Raw genomic sequence first — 17,366 nt, 5'->3', positions numbered from 1 at the left:
GAAGCAATATGACGCGTACTGCAAATGAGTTTCTAACTCCGCAAGCGATCAAGGTCGAAGCGGCAAGCGGGACCTCGGCAAAAGTTATTCTAGAACCTTTAGAGCGTGGCTTTGGTCATACTCTGGGTAATGCTTTACGTCGCATCCTTCTTTCTTCTCTACCTGGCGCAGCTGTGGTAGAAGTTGAGATTGAAGGGGTCGAGCACGAGTACAGTACTTTGGAAGGCTTGCAGCAGGACATCGTCGAGCTCTTGCTGAACCTAAAAGGATTGTCGATTAAGCTGTTCGATCAAAATGAAGCATACTTAACATTAGAGAAACAAGGTGCAGGCGACGTAACTGCGGCTGACCTTCGTTTACCTCATAATGTTGAAGTGGTTAACCCTGAACATTTGATCGGTACTTTAAGTGCCTCAGGCTCATTGAAAATGCGTCTGAAAGTTGCTCAAGGTCGTGGCTACGAGACTTCTGATTCACGCTTCCCAGAAGGCGAAACTCGCCCAGTGGGTCGCTTGCAGTTAGATGCTTCTTATAGCCCAATCAAACGTGTGTCTTATACAGTGGAAAACGCTCGTGTAGAACAACGTACTGACCTTGACAAATTGGTCATTGATCTTGAAACCAATGGTACTGTAGATCCTGAAGAAGCAATCCGCAAAGCGGCAACAATCTTGCAACAACAAATTGCAATCTTTGTTGACCTTCAGAAAGATCAAGCACCTGTGGCTCAAGAGCCGCGTGAAGAAGTTGACCCAATCTTGCTTCGCCCAGTAGATGATCTAGAGCTAACTGTTCGTTCTGCTAACTGTTTGAAAGCAGAAAACATTTACTACATTGGTGATCTTGTACAGCGTACTGAAGTTGAGTTGCTTAAAACTCCTAACTTGGGTAAAAAATCGCTTACTGAGATCAAAGATGTTCTGGCTTCTAAAGGCTTACAACTCGGCATGCGTTTAGAGAACTGGCCACCGGCTAGTCTCCGTATGGACGATCGTTTCGCCTATCGTAGCCGTTAATTAAGTAGGACTATCACCATGCGTCATCGTAATAGTGGTGTGAAATTAGGCCGTACAAGCAGCCATCGTAAAGCGATGTTCCAAAACATGGCTAACTCTTTGTTCGAGCACGAGTTGATCAAAACAACTGTGCCTAAAGCGAAAGAGTTACGTCGTGTAGCTGAGCCTTTAATCACTTTAGCTAAAAACGATACAGTAGCAAACCGTCGTTTGGCGTTTGCTCGTACTCGTTCAGCAGCAACTGTTGGTAAATTATTTACCGTTCTTGGCCCTCGTTACAAAGAGCGTAACGGCGGTTATCTACGTGTTCTTAAAGCGGGCTTCCGTGCAGGTGATGCTGCACCGATGGCTTACGTTGAGCTAGTAGATCGCGAAGTTAACTAATTTCGTGAAGAATAACGCAAGTTGTTCGAAAAGGTCGGTTGAATAAACCGGCCTTTTTTAATGTCTGAAATTTATTTTCAGGTATTTGCATCATGCAGAACTAATCTGGCCTGAAAAGATAAAAAAATAATGGCTTTTTATCAAACTTGACATTGTGTATTGTCAATTTTGTGATTTAATAAAAACAGATAGTATCGCTTAGGTAAAAGAACAATATGGAAAAGCAAATCGATATTTTAATTGTGGGTGCGGGGATCTCGGGAATTGGTCTGGCAGCGCATCTTTCTAAACATTGTCCGCAGCGCTCATTTGAAATTATTGAGCGACGTGCCAGCATTGGCGGAACCTGGGATTTATTTAAATATCCGGGAATTCGTTCTGATTCGGATATGTCGACCTTTGGTTTTAATTTTAAACCTTGGAAAAAAGCCAGTGTACTTGCCGATGGCGCTTCGATTAAGGGTTATCTGGCCGAAGTAGTAGATGAATTTAATCTGGAATCGAAAATTCATTATCAACACCGTGTGTTAACCGCCAACTATGATTCTATGGCCTGCAAATGGTCAGTAGAGATTGAGGATGAACACGGCAAGAAGCAGATCTGGATTGCGAATTTCGTACTGAGTTGTACCGGTTATTACAACTATGACCAAGGTTTTCAGCCCGAGTTTCCAAATCAGGAGGCTTTTAAAGGTCAATTCATTCATCCGCAGCATTGGCCGGAAAATTTAGATTATCAGGGCAAAAAAGTGGTGATCATTGGTAGTGGTGCCACCGCGATTACTTTAGTTCCAGCGATGGTCAAAGGCGGCGCCGGGCATGTGACCATGTTACAGCGTTCTCCGACCTATATCGCTTCAGTGCCCTCTATTGATATGATTTATGCAAAGATGCGGCAGTATCTACCAGAAGATATGGCCTATAAAATTACCCGTGCCCGGAATATTGGGATGCAGCGCGGAATTTATGCCCTGGCACAAAAACAGCCAAAACTGTTAAAAACGCTGTTACTTAAATCCGTGCAGTTTCAGCTCAAAGGTAAAGTGGATATGAAACACTTTACCCCGAATTATGAGCCGTGGGATCAGCGCCTATGCGTGGTGCCGGATGGTGATCTGTTTAAAATTTTACGTGAAGGGCAGGCATCAGTTGTAACCGATCAGATCGAAAGCTTGACTGAAACCGGCATTCAGCTGAAATCGGGTCAACATCTGGAGGCAGATATTATCGTTTCAGCCACAGGCTTAAATATCCAGATTCTTGGTGGAATTCAGGCGACGATTGATGGTCAACCTGTCGATACCTCACAACATATGCTGTATAGAGGCATCATGGTTAGTGATGTGCCGAATATGGCGCTAATTATTGGTTATATCAATGCCTCTTGGACTTTAAAAGTGGATATTGCCGCTGAGTACATTTGCCGTTTGCTGAACTATATGGATCAGCAGGGCTATGCTGAAGTCATCGCTCAGGGTGATCAGACTGAATTGCTAGAGGATACTGTGATGGGTAGTCTCAGTTCGGGCTATATTGCCCGTGCCGCAGATGTGATGCCAAAACAAGGTAAACATGCACCGTGGAAAGTCAGCAACAATTATCTGGCAGATCGTAAGGAACTCAAACAAGCTTCGTTTGAAGATAGGGTGCTGAAATTTAAAAAAAACAGCAAGGCTCTCAAACATAAACCGCGTCTGGTCTCTTAAAGTCGGATATCGAACTAAAGAAAAAGGAGTCCTGAGTGACTCCTTTTTTATGCGTCCAGTTTAAAGTGAACGTGCAATCAGTTCTTTCATGATTTCGTTGGTACCAGCATAAATCCGGTTGGCGCGGTTGTCGATATAGGCCCGGGCAATTGGATACTCCAGCATATAGCCATAACCACCATGCAATTGCAGGCATTCATCTACCACCTTGCTACACATTTCTGAAATCTTGTATTTGGCCGCAGCAGCGGCATCGATGCCTAGTTCTTGCTTGAGTTGCAGCTCCATGCAGCGATCCAGATAAGCGCGACAAAACTCGATTTCGGTACGCATTTCTGCCAGTTTAAAGCGGGTATTCTGAAAATGGCTAATACTCTTGCCAAAGGCCTGACGTTCCTTGGTGTATTTCACTGTATGTGCGAAAGCAGCTTCAGCGCCAGCCTGACACATAATTGCCACAATCAGGCGTTCCCAGGCCAGTTCTTTCATCAACATCATAAAGCCCATGCCTTCCAGACCGAGCAAGTTTTCTTGTGGTACGCGTACATCGTCAAAGAACAGCTCGCAAGTATCCTGGCCTTTCATGCCGATTTTATTCAGCGGTTTAGCTTTGCTAAATCCGGCCCGGTCGGCTTCGACCATAATCAATGAGAGATTGGCCGAGCCTTTGTCACTATGACCGGTCTTGCAGACCACAATCGCCATATCACAGAGATAGCCATTGGTAATAAAGATCTTGGATCCATTAATCACATAGTCATCGCCATCCAGTACCGCAGAGGTACGTACTGCCTGTAAGTCTGAGCCGGTTCCCGGTTCGGTCATGGCAATGGCGGTAACTACTTCTCCAGATGCCATTTTCGGTAGCCATTGCTGCATTTGGGCTTCATTACCAAAGTTCAGCAGATAATTGGCGACGATATCCGAATGCAGGGAAAAACCGGTGGCTGAATCACCAGCATAAGCCTGTTCTTCAATCAGAATCATGCTATACAGCCGGTCTACCCCAGAGCCGCCATATTGCTCTGGCATGGTGGCGCAGAGTAGTCCCAGTTCACCCGCTTTAGTCCAGAGCTCTCGATCCACATGCTGTTGCTTTTCATAGCGCTCGCTATGCGGAATAACTTCCTTTTCATAAAACTTGCGTACGGTTTGACGAAATGCTTCATGTTCGGCAGTAAAAAGCTGGCGGGGCAGCATCGGGGCAAGCGGGCGAATGGCTGCAGATTGCATCTTGTTATTCCTTATTCTGATCTGTTTGCTTTAAAGTAGGTCAAGCATAGATCAGCAACAATGAGCGGAATGTTCAAATAACTTAAATATGCTGATGCTTTTGGTCATTTGTATGAAATCCCTCGAAATTCAGCGATGGCTTCAGGTAAACTATTCCGGTTTATAACGAATTGGGGAAATTCGATGACTGATGACATCACCTTAGAAGAGCGCAAAGTGATTTATCGCGCGCGTCGTGGCCTAAAAGAGCTGGATGTGTATTTTGATCCCTACGTAAAAAACTACTACTTAACTGCTGATCCATTTGAAAAGCAGATGTTTGCTGAGTTGGTCGATCAGGAAGATCCAGATCTGCTGGACTGGTTTATGGAAGTCTCTGAGCCGCCGCGTCCTGAATTAAAAGATTTGATCAAGAAGCTTAAATTTTACGTTCATGGATAATCGCTGTTTCAAGCTGAAACGCAGTTATTGTGCACTGGCTTTTCAGCTTTTTATTTTTGCACTGTTGATGTATCTGCTGTATCAGCTACTGCCAATTACAATTTGGCTGCTGTCTGCTGCGATGGGACTGGTGATTTATCAGCTGTTTTATCGCAAGACGCCCCAGATTGAACAGTTTGAATATCTGGATGGACGTGAATGGTCATTGACGGCCAAATCTCGGCCCACCTGTCGGGTATGTGTTAGTCATGTGATTGATCATCAAGCTTATATTGTGGTGTATTTTCAGCACGCCAAGGCTCAGCCTTTATTGATCTGGTGTGACCAATTGCCGCTAAAACAATGGAAATCCCTGAAAGTTCTGACCAAACTTATCTAGTTGTCAGACAACGCTATTTTAATCACTTGATTGAAGTTTCAATAAAACAGATACTTAGATCATTAATACGCTTTCATTGTCAGACAGAAAATAATAATGACTTATCAGTAAGATAAATTGTATGACAATTTCCCGCCTATGTTTTATTTTTAGCCTGTACATTGAACGCACCAACAGCAAATACGGGAGAATTCAATAGAATCTCCAGTGTGGATGTTTTTGATCGTAGTGATTGTTTCAGCTTTGGTGGTTGGACAATTCGCGATGGTGCTGAAGGATAAATTTTCATCTTAATCAAGCAGAGTTATTACCGGCTCTCTGTTTGTACAGTTAATAAGTAGCATGTGCTGAACCGTCGCAATGCTACTTTTTTTTGCCCAAAATTTGGGAATTCAACAGATCAAGTCAATTGCAGTCGGCCAGTTTGATGGCACAGTGTCTGGTCCGGATTAGAGTAAATACTCTTTTATTCACAAAATGCTTCTGATATCTTTAACAGAAAGATGGACATAATCACAATTATAGAGGACAGGAAAATGTCAGGCGTCCGTAAAATATGCCAAGGTATGGCGACCATTGCAATAACAACAACAGTATTAACGGGGTGTTCCCATGTCATTAAAACCGGTGCCAATGTCGCACTGGGTTTTACCGAAAACCATATTGTCCCGCCAATTTTAGCCATGGATGATGCCGAGATGGTCTGTAATTCAGGCAATTCTCTAACTCCGGCCATCATGGCAACCAAAGAAATGGGAGCGGATCCGACGCGAGTAGCCGTATTGATGTATTCGGCTGCCGGCATTTGTGCCGAGCAAAAGGCGCTGGAAGCTGAGTTACGCTATTTGCGTGCTTCAAAATCCAACCAGGTAGCGGAAGCCCAAGATGCGCGAATTGAGCAGAAGCGCTGGGCGGCTCTAGCGGCACAGCGTCAATATACCGGTTATCAATTGTTCCAGAGCCGTTATGAAAAAAAATATCAAAAAGCCTTGGGTGAAGAATGCCCGCGCATGAACAGCGATATGGAGCAAACGGTTTATCTGCTGGGCATGCTCAGCGGTTTACAAGCCATGACCAATGATATTAATTCCGGCGGCGCAGTGCATGTACCCAAAGATATCGCTGCTGTGGTCGAACGTGGTATGACCTGTCTGGATAATGCCAAATTCTGGGGAGCACCGAATGCTACGCGTGCTGTGATCTGGACTTTATTACCAGGTGCAAGCGATGGTAAACCTGATCCTTACCAAACATTAAAACAATCTACACAAATTGGTGAGCAAAAAGGTGTACGTTTATCGCATGCTTTATATGCTGTAGCAGCACAGGCCAGTGGTGACGATGCCAAAATCCGCGATGCTTTAAAAACCTTTGCGCAGGCCCGTACCGAGGAAAAGCCGGTAAATCCACAGTTCAAGCTGATCGACAGTATGGCAGCGATTATGGTCGGTGGAATTTCAGATCGTTACTGGACAGAAAATACTGGTGTGCGCAGCGCCGATGATGGCATGCAACGTTTCTGGGATGAATCAGACAGCTCTTCGGAACTCGATGACCTGTTCAGTGCAGACCTGTAACCCAGATAGCCTGCATAGAATTTTAAGGATGAAATTAAACTAGATGGTTAGGGAGAAGCATAAGCTGATGCTAGATCAACATGTTCGACGAAAAATTATTTTTCTAGCGGCTTTTGTCTCTCTCTGTGCATGTCTGCAAATTTTCAAGGATAGTTTCATCTACTGGCAAGAGAGTTTGCTCAGTGAGTTTTGGCGACTGTGGACGGCACATTGGGTACATGTGGGGTGGACCCATTATTTCCTGAATATTCTCGCTTTTATCTGTCTGCCTTTTATTTTTCCACGCGCTATTCTATGGCACTTTTCTGCCATTTTACTGATCTTGCCACCTTTGATCAGTTTAAGTTTTTATTTTTTCTTACCCAATATTGAAGCCTACGCTGGCTTGTCGGGTGTGCTGCATGGTGCCTATGTTGCCGTTGCCTGTGTACATTTGCTGTATAAGCGGGAACGCAGTTTTGCTGCACTGGTGTTATTTTTGATCTTTGGCAAACTGGTCTGGGAAAATACCATTGGCAATGTCGGGACTGCACAGCTGATTGGCAGTCCGGTCTTGGTCGAAGCACATTTGCTCGGGGTAATTTGGGGAGTGATGTTGGCGCTGGCCTATATTGTCAGCAACTATTTTCGGGATAGCTAAAGTGAAGCAATGAATAAAGCACTTGGCAGAAAAAACAAAAAGAAAATATAAATTGTCATTTTTATTGTGCTGATTTTGATGCAGAGTCAAAACATAGAATAAAAATCCTGACCTTTGAAAAGGAATTTTCGGGGACAGAAGGGAAGATCAGCGTCCTAGAACAAACACAGGCCGCTAAAATAAAAATAGGAATATACATGCAAAATGATGATCAAAACAGATCAGGATTAGGTCTGTTGCGTTATATCTGGACAGAGTGGATCTCGACCTTCGTGGTGCTGGTCTTGCTTTTGCTTACACTGATTATTGGTACTGGAGAAATGATTCACGGCCAGTTGCTGCGCATGGGGGAGCGTCTCTATGGCGATCCGGCAACCGGGATGCAATATTCATTTTTACGTGCTGAACCGACACGTCCACAATGTGAACGCAATATCAATGTCGATCAGCGTGTTCAGCAGCAGATGAAAGCCGATGCAGCCGATGAATATGCTGATTTCTTCGGCGTGCGCTCGCAAGCGGATGTCCGGGCTGCGGTATTACAGGCACAGCAGGTTTGTGAAGAATCTTATCTGTTCTACGATAAAGCCATTCAACATGTCGAAGCACAACCGAGTATTCGGGCTTATCGGGCCTTTGAAACGTCTTTCTTTGGAATATTCAAGTTTGGCACTGAGAACCGGGCCTTGCTCTTGGTCATCATGGTGGTATTCGCTGCGATCAGTGCTACCCTAAAAACCCATCATATTGGTCTGCGTAGTCCAAGTACACGTATCGATTTTAAAGTCTATTCGGTCGCCATGCTGCTGGGTAATGCTTTTCTGGCATTCTCATCCTACAGTCAATACCAGTCTGTGCTGAACTCGGGCGTACCGATGGGCGAGATGAAATACATCTACTGGCTGTGGATGATTCTGTTTAGCAGCTTAACCTTGATCAGTTTATATCAGGTGGTTAAACAACCAAAACCAACGCGTGAGGGCGGTAGTTTTGGTCTGGCCTTTTTGAGTGTGCCACTGTATGCCTATATGGCCATTATTACAGGAATAAATTTCACTTTCTTTATGGATTATCCAATGGGACAGGGGATTTATCTGGGGCAACTGGTCGAGTTTTCCAGTATTTTCCTGAATCTGGCCTTGTTTATCTGGGCCGGTATGTTGCTGAAACAGACCCGGGTCGTGGATATGTTCCTGAATATTCTGCGTCCATGGAATCTGGCCCCTGAAACCTTGACCTGGTTAATTCTGCTGGCCGCTGCCTTACCGACTGCCTATACCGGTGCATCAGGGATTTTCGTGATTGCCGCAGGTGCGATCATTTATAAGGAAGTCTGGAATGCAGGTGGACGCCGTCAGTTTGCACTGGCCGCCACTGCAATGTCCGGTTCACTGGGTGTGGTCTTACGTCCATGCTTGCTGATCGTCGTGGTAGCATCACTGAATAAAGAAGTAACTACTGATTTGCTCTATCACTATGGGATTTATGTCTTCCTGCTCAGCTCGACTTTATTCCTGGTAATTTCTTTATTCTTTGCAGAAAATAAATTCCGGATTGCCGCACCAACCATCGCAGCTCCTCAATCAGGTCGTGCCTTCCTTGCGATTATTCCTTATATCGTGATTTTTATTCTGATCTGGCTATTCTACAAATATGCTTTGTCGACAGACCTGAATGAATTTACCGCCCCTGTGATGATGCCGGTCATTCTGCTGATGATTGTCTTATATGATAAATTACGTCATGAACCGGCACCGTTGCCACCGGTCGGTCATTGGGATGAGACTTTGAATGCGACCTTACATTCGAGAAATACCCCTGAACTGGCGACAGCTGCTAGCGTGGCCAATGTAGAATATCGTGAAGCAGAGCATGCGGGGCAGCGAGATAAAGAATTGGCTGTTGATCATGGTGTAAAGCGTTCAAATGCTACAGAAATCCTGCGCAAGGTGGGTTTCTGGAAGTCAATGCATATCTCCACCAGTGAAACCGTGGGGCATATTGGTGCGCTGGTGATCCTGATGGCACTTTCTGTGAGTGTCGGTGGCTTGCTGGAACGTATGGAAATTATGGAAGCGTTTCCAACCGATATCAGCAGTACTATTCTGGTCATTTCCCTGATTGTCGGCTTGATGATTTTTGTCGGAATGATTATGGATCCGTTTGGTGCGGTGATTCTGATCTCGGCGACTGTTGCTCCAGTGGCTTATCAATACGGCATTCATCCGGTGCATTTCTGGATGATCACCCTGATTGGCTTTGAACTGGGCTATGTGACGCCACCGGTGGCACTGAACCATCTGTTGGCCAGACAATCCATTGGCAATGCCGAAGTGGCTGAAGCGGATGCAGAAGTACGCCATCTGTCTTTTTACTACCGTTATGAACGCTGGATTTTACCGGTGATTGTGCTGCTGCCTGCAATGCTGATCATCGCCTATGTGCCTTATGTCTTTAAGCTGTTCGGTTGGTATCCATAAAAGATAGACACTAAAAAAGCACCTACGGGTACTTTTTTAATTTAATCTGAATTCTTGGCTCAGATTTTAGATGAATTCAGGCGCTTTTGCAGGATTGGGCTACACAGCAGAATCGCGCAGAAAATCAACCCTAATCCGATCAGGCTATATAGATCAGGAACCTCCTGCCAGAACAGAAAACCCCATATGCCGGCAAAGAAAATCGCCACATAATTCACCGGGCCAATTTGTCCTGCCGACGCCAGTTTGTAAGCATTTGACATCAATAACTGACTGAAATTGGTTAGAATGCCGGCAGTAATCAGATAGCTGAAGTTCTGTCAGAGTATAGGGCCGCCACACCCAAAACATCGGAATCACTGAAATCAGGCTGCCAATCAAACAGAAATAAAATACGATTTTTTCTGGAGATTCGGTTTTGGTCAGCGCTCGAACTGTAACAAAAGCCATACATGGTAATCAGACCGACCACCGCACGCCAGGTGCGCATCCACAGTTTTTCAGTGTTAAAAAATCCGCGACCTTGGTTAAAAATGAAAGGCAGGAAAATAAACAGCCCGACCACATTACGGAAGAAAACCACAGTAGCATGATCAACCGTTTGTGAGGCATAACGGATACATACGCCCATCACTGAAAATAAAAAAGCAGAGCAGGTCAGTAAAATAATGGCTTTGAATAGTGGTGAGGTGGCTGTGGTAGACAGGGAGCCAATTTGGCTAGAAGATCTGCAGATCTTCTAGCCAAAATGCATCAAGATTATTGGCCTTGAGCCAGTTGTGCTTCGAGTAGCTTGATCTGTTCCTCTTTCAATTGAATGAGCTGGTCAGCATCGCTGTGCTGCGCATCTAGCGTGGCTTTTTGCTCATTGAGCTGAACTTGAATATCGGCTAATTTGGCCATCTCTTCATTGGCCAAAGTAGCATTTTCCGGCACTGGCGCTTTTAACAGGCTGCCGCTGATTAATGCTTTGGTCTCGAGTGCCTCAGTCGCATTGCTTGCATCTGTATCTTCTTCAGTTGTCGCTGTAGATGTGGTTGCCGGAACAGCTGCGATTTCCTCCTGTTGCATGCGTTGTGTCTCCTTCGAGGGTGCATTCAACCATTGATAGAGCAGCACCAATACAACGACAGTAACTAAAGCCCCCATAATCCCCATTAAAAGTTTGGGGTTATTTCTTTGTTCTACTGACATAGCTTGAACCTTGATTTTTTATTTTGCTGAACGAGGTTTAAACTGAATCACGCCAATTTCATCTGGAACAGCTGGTGTTTCTGGTTGGTCAACATGTGTGGGACGATTTTCTTCATAACCACACTCGATACATTCAATCCACTCATCTTCACCAGAGGTCAGCATGACGACACGATCTAACGCCTGACATTTTGGACATTTTGCGCCTGCAATGAAACGACGTTTAATGGTCATCATACTCACCTTGTGATCAACTTAAAAAGCTAGTTTAAGCGTTTTTAGAGCGGTTCGTCCAACCTTGATGACGTAGCAATGCATCTATTTTTGGCTCGCGTCCGCGGAAATTGATAAATGCGTCAAGTGCTTGATCTTTTCCGCCAACTGCGAGGATATTTTCCCGAAACTGTTTTCCAGTGGTGGTATTAAAAATCCCTTCATTTTCGAAACGGTCGAAGGCATCACTGGCCAAAACTTCGGCCCATTTATAGGAATAATATCCCGCTGCATAACCACCGGCAAAGATATGACTAAAGCTGTGCTGGAAACGATTATAGTCAGTGGTGGGCAGAACTGCATATTTTTCACGAATTTCATTCAGTGTGGCCTGAACCTGTTCCGCATTTGAAGCCGGATTGGCACGATGAATACTCAAGTCAAACAAGGCAAATTCAAGCTGACGCAGGGTTTGCATGCCGGATTGGAAGAAACGTGCATCGAGCAGGGCTTTGAGCAGGTCGGCCGGCAAAGATTCCTTGGTTTCAATATGTTCACTGAGCAGATTCAGACTGTCCTGATCCCAAGCCCAGAATTCCATAAACTGGCTTGGCAGCTCCACGGCATCCCAAGCCACGCCATGCGTACCTGCCACTGCGATATTGTCCACTTCAGTCAGCATATGATGCAGGCCGTGACCAAATTCATGGAACAGGGTAATCACTTCATCATGCGTGAGCAGTGCAGGTCGGTTGCCAACAGGTGGAGTAAAGTTACCCACCATATAGCAGATCGGTTTTTGCAGGCCATCACGGGTCTGCATGCGCGAACGGAAACCGCTCATCCAGGCACCACCACGTTTGCCTTGGCGTGCATACAGGTCAAAATAGAAACCGCCAATCACCTGACCTTGATCTTCCAGTTCGAAATAACGCGCCTCTGGATGCCAAACCGGCGCTTCACGTTCAATCACCTGAATGTCATACAGGCGATTGACAATACTGAACAGGCCCTGCAGGATTTTTGGTGCAGGGAAATAAGGTTTCAGCGCCTCCTGTGACAGGTTAAACTGCTGCATTTTCAGCTTCTCTGAATAATAGCTGCTGTCCCAAGGTTTCAGTTCATCAATACCATCTTCAGCGGCAATGGCTTTTAGTTCTGCAATTTCCTTGGTTGCCGGCGCACGGGCATGCTCTGCCAGATCACGCAAGAATTCATCTACTGCCTCTACACTTGGCGCCATTTTGCTGGCCAGAGACAATTCTGCATAATTGTTGAAGCCGAGCAGCTTGGCCATTTCCTGACGTAAGCTGAGGATTTCTTCAATTAAGGCGGTATTGTCAAATTCAGTCTGCTCGGACTGATCTGAAGCGCGCGTGGTATAGGCTTTATACAGCTCTTCACGCAGTTCACGATGTTCCGCATGGGTCATGATTGCCAGATAAGACGGGAAATCTAGCGTAGCGACCGGCTGATCCAGCTCGCGTTGCTGGCCATATTGTTTTAACAGCTCAATATTACTTTCAGAGAGACCCGCTAACTCATCTTCAGCTAATGGTCTGAAATAAGCCTGAGTTGCATCCAGCACATGGTTGGAGAAGTCCGAAGACAGTTGTGAGAGACGTGCAGAAATTTCCGCATAACGTTTCTTCGCTTCGCCTTCTAAGGCCACACCAGACAGTTTGAAGTCACGTAAGGCCAGTTTGATGGCACTTTGCTGGGCTGCAGGTAATTCATTAAAAATTGATGCATCATGAACATGCTGATAAGTTTGATACAGCGCCGTATGTTGACCTAGTTGTGTATAGTATTCGCTCAGACCCGGTAATAAGGCTTGATAGACGTCACGGGTTTCGGCATTGTTCATCACGGCATTCAGATGCGATAACACGCCCCAGGATTCACTCATATTATTTTCGAGGGTATCGACCTGTTCCAGAATCTCAAGTTGGGCCTGAACCGAGTCTGGCGTGTCAGTCAGTTCATTTAAAAACTTTTGTCCGGCTTGAATGGTTGTTTCAATTTTTTCTTTGAGATCGGCCAGGGTAATCTGATCAAATTGTGGAACAGGCAAAGTTGCCTTTTCTAAAGTCATGTCGGTCTGCCAAATTAATTTTCTATATTCAGTCTAGATGTAGGGCCTTTGGTGGGGGAAATCAAGGTAGTTAAAGTTTTTTCTCTAGCTTTGTATTTAATATTTTCAATTCTTTATTAATATTTTGAAGCTGTTCAATAAATCCACCATCAGATCAGGGTAAGGCTTCTAGTTCATTTATATCGATGATGGAAATATCAGTGATTTGAGTTTTCCATAAGTTTAAAGGGTGCTGATACCAATACGTGACTTTCATGGTGATAGGATTATTATCTAAAGCCTCTCTGAGGCCGCCGTATTGTCCCCAATCGTATATATAGCTCTGATTGGGTGGAAATACTTTGACTCCATGTTTGAAAATACCGCTATCAAAATAATCTTTTGAAGCATTTAATTTTTTAATTCCGAAGGCCCGTTTAGGAATGGGTTGATCACTCGATATTTGTACATTATAGGCAATGGATTTTCCTATATTCTTTATCTGTAGTTGAATGAAAGATTGCTTACCGTAATACGGAAGAGCAAAAACTATAATTTGTGGTTGCTGATCAGATTTAAATACGGCATAAGTCACAAGCAAAGCCATTAAAGAAATGATCAAAGTAAAAATAGTTATGGTATTCATTCTTATAATTTTTCCTATTTTAATATTTTGATTATAAATAAAAAAGAGCGCCGTAGCGCTCTTTTTATACTGTCAAAAATTATTCAGTCTTGGCTTTTGCATTCGACTTTTTCTTTTTGATCTTGGTCTTTTTCTTTACTTTATCTTTAGCCTTTGCTTCAGGCTTTGCTGCAGATTTTTTAACAGACTTGCTGTTGTAAGAGCTGGGTTTTCCTTTGGCTTTTTTGCGTCGTATGGGCTGTTCTCCATCGGCATTCAGGCTGGATTTAGACTCGCGCTCATTCTTGCTAAAAACCTCTTCTGTTGCTGCTGGACGTACTGCCGGTTTTTTCTCGCTCACGCGCGGCGCACGAGCACGGATCGCACGGCCGGCATGACTGAGTTGCTGTACCAGTTCAAAGTCGATCTTGCGCTCTTCCAGATTGACGCCAGCCACCTTGATCTTGACTTCATCGCCCAGACCAAAGACCTGACCACGATTCTGGCCGACCAGATTCTGGCTGACTTGATCAAAGACAAAGAAGTCATCGCCCAACTGGCTGACATGCACCATACCATCCACATACAGGTCTTTTAGCGTCACAAACAGGCCAAACTCTGCTGTCGCACTAATGATGCCAACAAATTCTTCGCCCAGATGCTGCTGCATATAATGACATTTCAACCAGGTCGTCACCGAGCGAGAGGCTTCATCGGCACGGCGTTCAGTGGCAGAGAAATGTGTTCCTGCTTCATCTAAAGCTCCACCTGAAAGCGGAGATGGCTTTTTATTTAAATGCGCTTTAATGGCACGATGCAATAACAGGTCTGGATAACGTCGAATTGGCGAAGTGAAATGTGTGTACGCCTCATAAGCCAGACCGTAGTGCCCCGCATTGTTAGGGCCGTAATAAGCCTGCATCATGGAGCGTAATAACACCGCATGAATGCTTGGTGCATCTATGCGGTCTTTGGTCGCTTCAATCACCGCCTGATAATCTGCTTGGGTCGGTTGCTCCGGGAATTTCAAACCAAGCAGCTTGACGAAATCACGGACTTTTTGAATACGCGAGAACTCAGGTGGCTCATGTACGCGGTACAACATCGGAATTTCATTTTTCAATGCATATTCTGCGGCTGCCACGTTGGCCAGCAACATACATTCTTCAATCAGCTTATGCGCATCATTACGGCTACGCGGCAAAATCTCTTTAATTCCGCCCAGCTCATCAAAAGTCATATACGTTTCAACGGTTTCAAATTCCATGGCATGACGTTCAGCACGTAAGCCTTTCAGAACCTGATAGAGTTGGAACAGGGTGTTGATCGACTTGCGAACTTCGCGATCTTCGGTAATGGCCTGACTGTCGCCTTCCAGATATTGGGCAACCTGATCATAAGTCAAACGTGCTTTAGAGTGCATCACGGATGGATAGAACTCAAAACCGGTAACACGACCGGCACGTGACAGTTTTAAATCACAGACCATACAGAGACGATCAACAGCCGGATTTAAAGAACACAAGCCATTCGACAAGGCTTCAGGCAGCATTGGTAAAACAAAGTGCGGGAAGTAGACAGAAGTTCCGCGTTCCTGAGCTTCATCGTCCAGCGGTTTGCCTGTACGTACATAATGACTGACATCGGCAATCGCTACGACCACGCGATAGCCACCGCCCGGACGTTTTTCAGCATATACTGCATCATCAAAGTCACGTGCATCTTCACCATCAATAGTGACCAAAGCTAAATCACGCAGATCCACACGACCTTCACGGTCTTTCTCTGTTGGTTCTTTAAAGCTTTCTGCATCCTGAATCACTTCTTCCGGGAATTCATAGGGCAAACCATATTCTAAAATGGTTTGTGGAATGATGATTTCGGTATCGGCTTTATCTGCCATGGACTGGACAATATGACCGGTCGCAAATTCTTCACGGGTCGGATAAGTATCAATCGCCACGCGAATCGAATCACCCAGATTGACTTGCGCATGTTCAATCAGTTCTTTTTCAAGAGTAATGGGCTGATGCGCATTTGGGCTGGCAGGTTGAACAAAGTATTCACCTTCATATAGGGAAACTTTACCAATGATCTGCTTAACGCGGTGCTGCACAACTTCAGTCACATAACCCCAGGCTTTACCTTTACGGTCTACTGAAGTTTGACGTACTTTGACACGGTCGCCATTAAAGACCAGCCGTAGTTCACGCTCAGCCAGTAAGAGATCGTCCTGGCCAGAAATGTTGGCAGTTCCCATCCCGCGGGAATTGATATAAACCGTCGCTTCGGATTCAGGCTGCTCGACGGCAATCTGGAATTTATAACCATCTTTCATCAATTGCCCGTCACGCACCATCGCAATTAAACGATGGCTGAGAGCATCAATACTTTTTTGATCTGCGATTTCGAAATGTTCTACCAGGTCGGCATGAGACTGGGCATTATTTTTTTCTATGGTTTCTAAAATTAGCGTACGGCTTGGGATAGGGTTGTCATAACGTTCGGCTTCAGCTTTTGCTTCAGGATCGACCCAGTTTTTCATCATGTCTTTAAATTTATCTTAGGAGATAGGTTTAGCATAAAACATGTGTGCGCAGACTGCACGTAAATGATTGCAATAATCCATTTAAGTTTTCAATTTTCTGTTCATTTTAGATAACTGGAAATTTATTCGGTTTTTTGAGCAGGAAAATGTACGAAAAATCGTTGAATTGCTTAAAAAGTATTTAAACGAGCAAAAATATGCACTTTTTTTCGATGCTGCGCTTGCAGTGCCATGCCGAAATTTGTATTATGGCCGCACGTTACGGTGAGATGGGTGAGTGGCTGAAACCACGTCCCTGCTAAGGACGCATACGGGTAACTGTATCGAGGGTTCGAATCCCTCTCTCACCGCCACGCTTACTTATGTCGCGCGCTCATAGCTCAGCTGGATAGAGCACTTGGCTACGAACTAAGGGGTCGGGAGTTCGAATCTCTCTGAGCGCACCAAGTAAGTTAAGCAGAAAAACGTATTGCCAACCTAGGCACACAAGTTACGCGCTCATAGCTCAGCTGGATAGAGCACTTGGCTACGAACTAAGGGGTCGGGAGTTCGAATCTCTCTGAGCGCACCAACTTGAACAATCAACCGCTTTCATAGCGGTTTTTTTGTGCCTGAAATTTGGGAACATCTTTCTCGGTATTTGCTGTGTACTTTTCATCAGGATGAAATGGAGCTTGTCGCCACATTGAATGCAGCGTCAAAGTCCGGATGGTATTAATTGTTTTTAGCTCTAAATGTGCAGAAATTCTCACAGAAAACTGTAAATACTGCTGTATCGTTTAATTACTATACATTCAGTTGTGCTTTTATTAAAAAACACTTAACAAGCCTTAAAAAAGCCGTATAATGCACCCCA

At 44.9% G+C, this 17,366-nt stretch carries 14 protein-coding genes, 3 tRNA genes and 1 pseudogene; 11 read left to right on the top strand and 7 right to left on the bottom strand.

Annotated elements, in window-relative coordinates:
• The first annotated feature begins 8 nt into the window (after nt 1-8).
• The 3 genes from FTV48_RS01125 to FTV48_RS01115 all read left to right on the top strand — a co-directional run bounded on the left by FTV48_RS01125 (nt 9) and on the right by FTV48_RS01115 (nt 3,106).
• On the top strand, nt 9-1,016 hold the full coding sequence (locus FTV48_RS01125; protein ID WP_005094131.1) for a DNA-directed RNA polymerase subunit alpha: 1,008 nt from the start codon (nt 9-11) through the stop codon (nt 1,014-1,016).
• A gap of 18 nt (nt 1,017-1,034) precedes the next feature.
• On the top strand, nt 1,035-1,400 hold the full coding sequence (gene rplQ / locus FTV48_RS01120; protein ID WP_004281488.1) for a 50S ribosomal protein L17: 366 nt from the start codon (nt 1,035-1,037) through the stop codon (nt 1,398-1,400).
• A 215-nt stretch (nt 1,401-1,615) separates the two neighbouring features.
• On the top strand, nt 1,616-3,106 hold the full coding sequence (locus FTV48_RS01115) for an NAD(P)/FAD-dependent oxidoreductase (RefSeq protein WP_179999149.1): 1,491 nt from the start codon (nt 1,616-1,618) through the stop codon (nt 3,104-3,106).
• A gap of 60 nt (nt 3,107-3,166) precedes the next feature.
• Here FTV48_RS01115 and FTV48_RS01110 read toward each other — a convergent pair whose 3' ends face one another.
• Nucleotides 3,167-4,339, bottom strand: a complete 1,173-nt coding sequence (locus FTV48_RS01110; RefSeq protein WP_179999147.1) for an acyl-CoA dehydrogenase family protein — start codon at nt 4,337-4,339, stop codon at nt 3,167-3,169.
• A 183-nt stretch (nt 4,340-4,522) separates the two neighbouring features.
• Between FTV48_RS01110 and FTV48_RS01105 the strand changes: the two genes are divergently transcribed.
• The 5 genes from FTV48_RS01105 to FTV48_RS01085 all read left to right on the top strand — a co-directional run bounded on the left by FTV48_RS01105 (nt 4,523) and on the right by FTV48_RS01085 (nt 9,856).
• Nucleotides 4,523-4,780 (top strand): succinate dehydrogenase assembly factor 2, encoded by a 258-nt coding sequence (locus tag FTV48_RS01105; protein WP_005094125.1) that lies wholly within the window; start codon nt 4,523-4,525, stop codon nt 4,778-4,780.
• Nucleotides 4,773-5,159 (top strand): hypothetical protein, encoded by a 387-nt coding sequence (locus tag FTV48_RS01100; protein ID WP_179999145.1) that lies wholly within the window; start codon nt 4,773-4,775, stop codon nt 5,157-5,159. Before FTV48_RS01105 ends, FTV48_RS01100 begins: the two co-directional genes overlap by 8 nt.
• A gap of 536 nt (nt 5,160-5,695) precedes the next feature.
• Nucleotides 5,696-6,736 carry a hypothetical protein gene (locus FTV48_RS01095; RefSeq protein ID WP_005094123.1) on the top strand — a complete coding sequence of 347 codons (1,041 nt, stop codon included), beginning with the start codon at nt 5,696-5,698 and terminating at the stop codon, nt 6,734-6,736.
• Nucleotides 6,737-6,803: 67 nt separating this feature from the next.
• The gene (gene rrtA, locus FTV48_RS01090) at nt 6,804-7,376 is read left to right on the top strand and encodes a rhombosortase (RefSeq protein WP_005094122.1); all 573 of its coding nucleotides are present in this window, start codon (nt 6,804-6,806) and stop codon (nt 7,374-7,376) included.
• Nucleotides 7,377-7,573: 197 nt separating this feature from the next.
• A complete protein-coding gene (locus FTV48_RS01085) occupies nt 7,574-9,856 on the top strand; it encodes a TRAP transporter large permease subunit (protein WP_179999143.1) in 2,283 nt (760 codons plus the stop codon).
• A 59-nt stretch (nt 9,857-9,915) separates the two neighbouring features.
• Here FTV48_RS01085 and FTV48_RS01080 read toward each other — a convergent pair.
• From FTV48_RS01080 to rnr, 6 genes and pseudogenes are all read right to left on the bottom strand, one after another.
• Nucleotides 9,916-10,562 (bottom strand): annotated as a pseudogene (locus FTV48_RS01080) (DMT family transporter).
• Between the two features lie 53 nt (nt 10,563-10,615).
• Nucleotides 10,616-11,050, bottom strand: coding sequence for a hypothetical protein (locus FTV48_RS01075; RefSeq protein ID WP_159138624.1), 435 nt, complete (start codon nt 11,048-11,050; stop codon nt 10,616-10,618).
• Nucleotides 11,051-11,068: 18 nt separating this feature from the next.
• Complete coding sequence (locus FTV48_RS01070; protein WP_171063315.1) at nt 11,069-11,278, bottom strand: YheV family putative zinc ribbon protein; 210 nt, start codon at nt 11,276-11,278, stop codon at nt 11,069-11,071.
• Nucleotides 11,279-11,318: 40 nt separating this feature from the next.
• The gene (locus FTV48_RS01065; RefSeq protein WP_171294114.1) at nt 11,319-13,373 is read right to left on the bottom strand and encodes a M3 family metallopeptidase; all 2,055 of its coding nucleotides are present in this window, start codon (nt 13,371-13,373) and stop codon (nt 11,319-11,321) included.
• 139 nt (nt 13,374-13,512) lie between these two features.
• Nucleotides 13,513-13,983: a hypothetical protein gene (locus FTV48_RS01060; RefSeq protein WP_253602676.1), complete on the bottom strand. Its 471-nt coding sequence runs from the start codon at nt 13,981-13,983 to the stop codon at nt 13,513-13,515.
• Nucleotides 13,984-14,062: 79 nt separating this feature from the next.
• Nucleotides 14,063-16,510 carry a ribonuclease R gene (gene rnr / locus FTV48_RS01055; RefSeq protein WP_074383572.1) on the bottom strand — a complete coding sequence of 816 codons (2,448 nt, stop codon included), beginning with the start codon at nt 16,508-16,510 and terminating at the stop codon, nt 14,063-14,065.
• 263 nt (nt 16,511-16,773) lie between these two features.
• On the opposite strand from rnr, the gene FTV48_RS01050 reads away from it, so the two are divergent.
• The 3 genes from FTV48_RS01050 to FTV48_RS01040 all read left to right on the top strand — a co-directional run bounded on the left by FTV48_RS01050 (nt 16,774) and on the right by FTV48_RS01040 (nt 17,081).
• Nucleotides 16,774-16,863, top strand: a tRNA-Ser gene (locus FTV48_RS01050).
• A gap of 16 nt (nt 16,864-16,879) precedes the next feature.
• Nucleotides 16,880-16,956: transfer RNA gene (locus tag FTV48_RS01045), tRNA-Arg, on the top strand.
• A 48-nt stretch (nt 16,957-17,004) separates the two neighbouring features.
• A tRNA-Arg gene (locus tag FTV48_RS01040) sits at nt 17,005-17,081 on the top strand.
• Nucleotides 17,082-17,366 lie beyond the last annotated feature (285 nt).

It is taken from the genome of Acinetobacter sp. YH18001, from assembly GCF_013416975.1.
Taxonomy (GTDB): Bacteria; Pseudomonadota; Gammaproteobacteria; order Pseudomonadales; family Moraxellaceae; genus Acinetobacter; species Acinetobacter pseudolwoffii.
The sequence above is the reverse complement of the archived record's forward strand: the minus strand, read 5'-3'. Positions and strand labels throughout refer to the sequence as shown.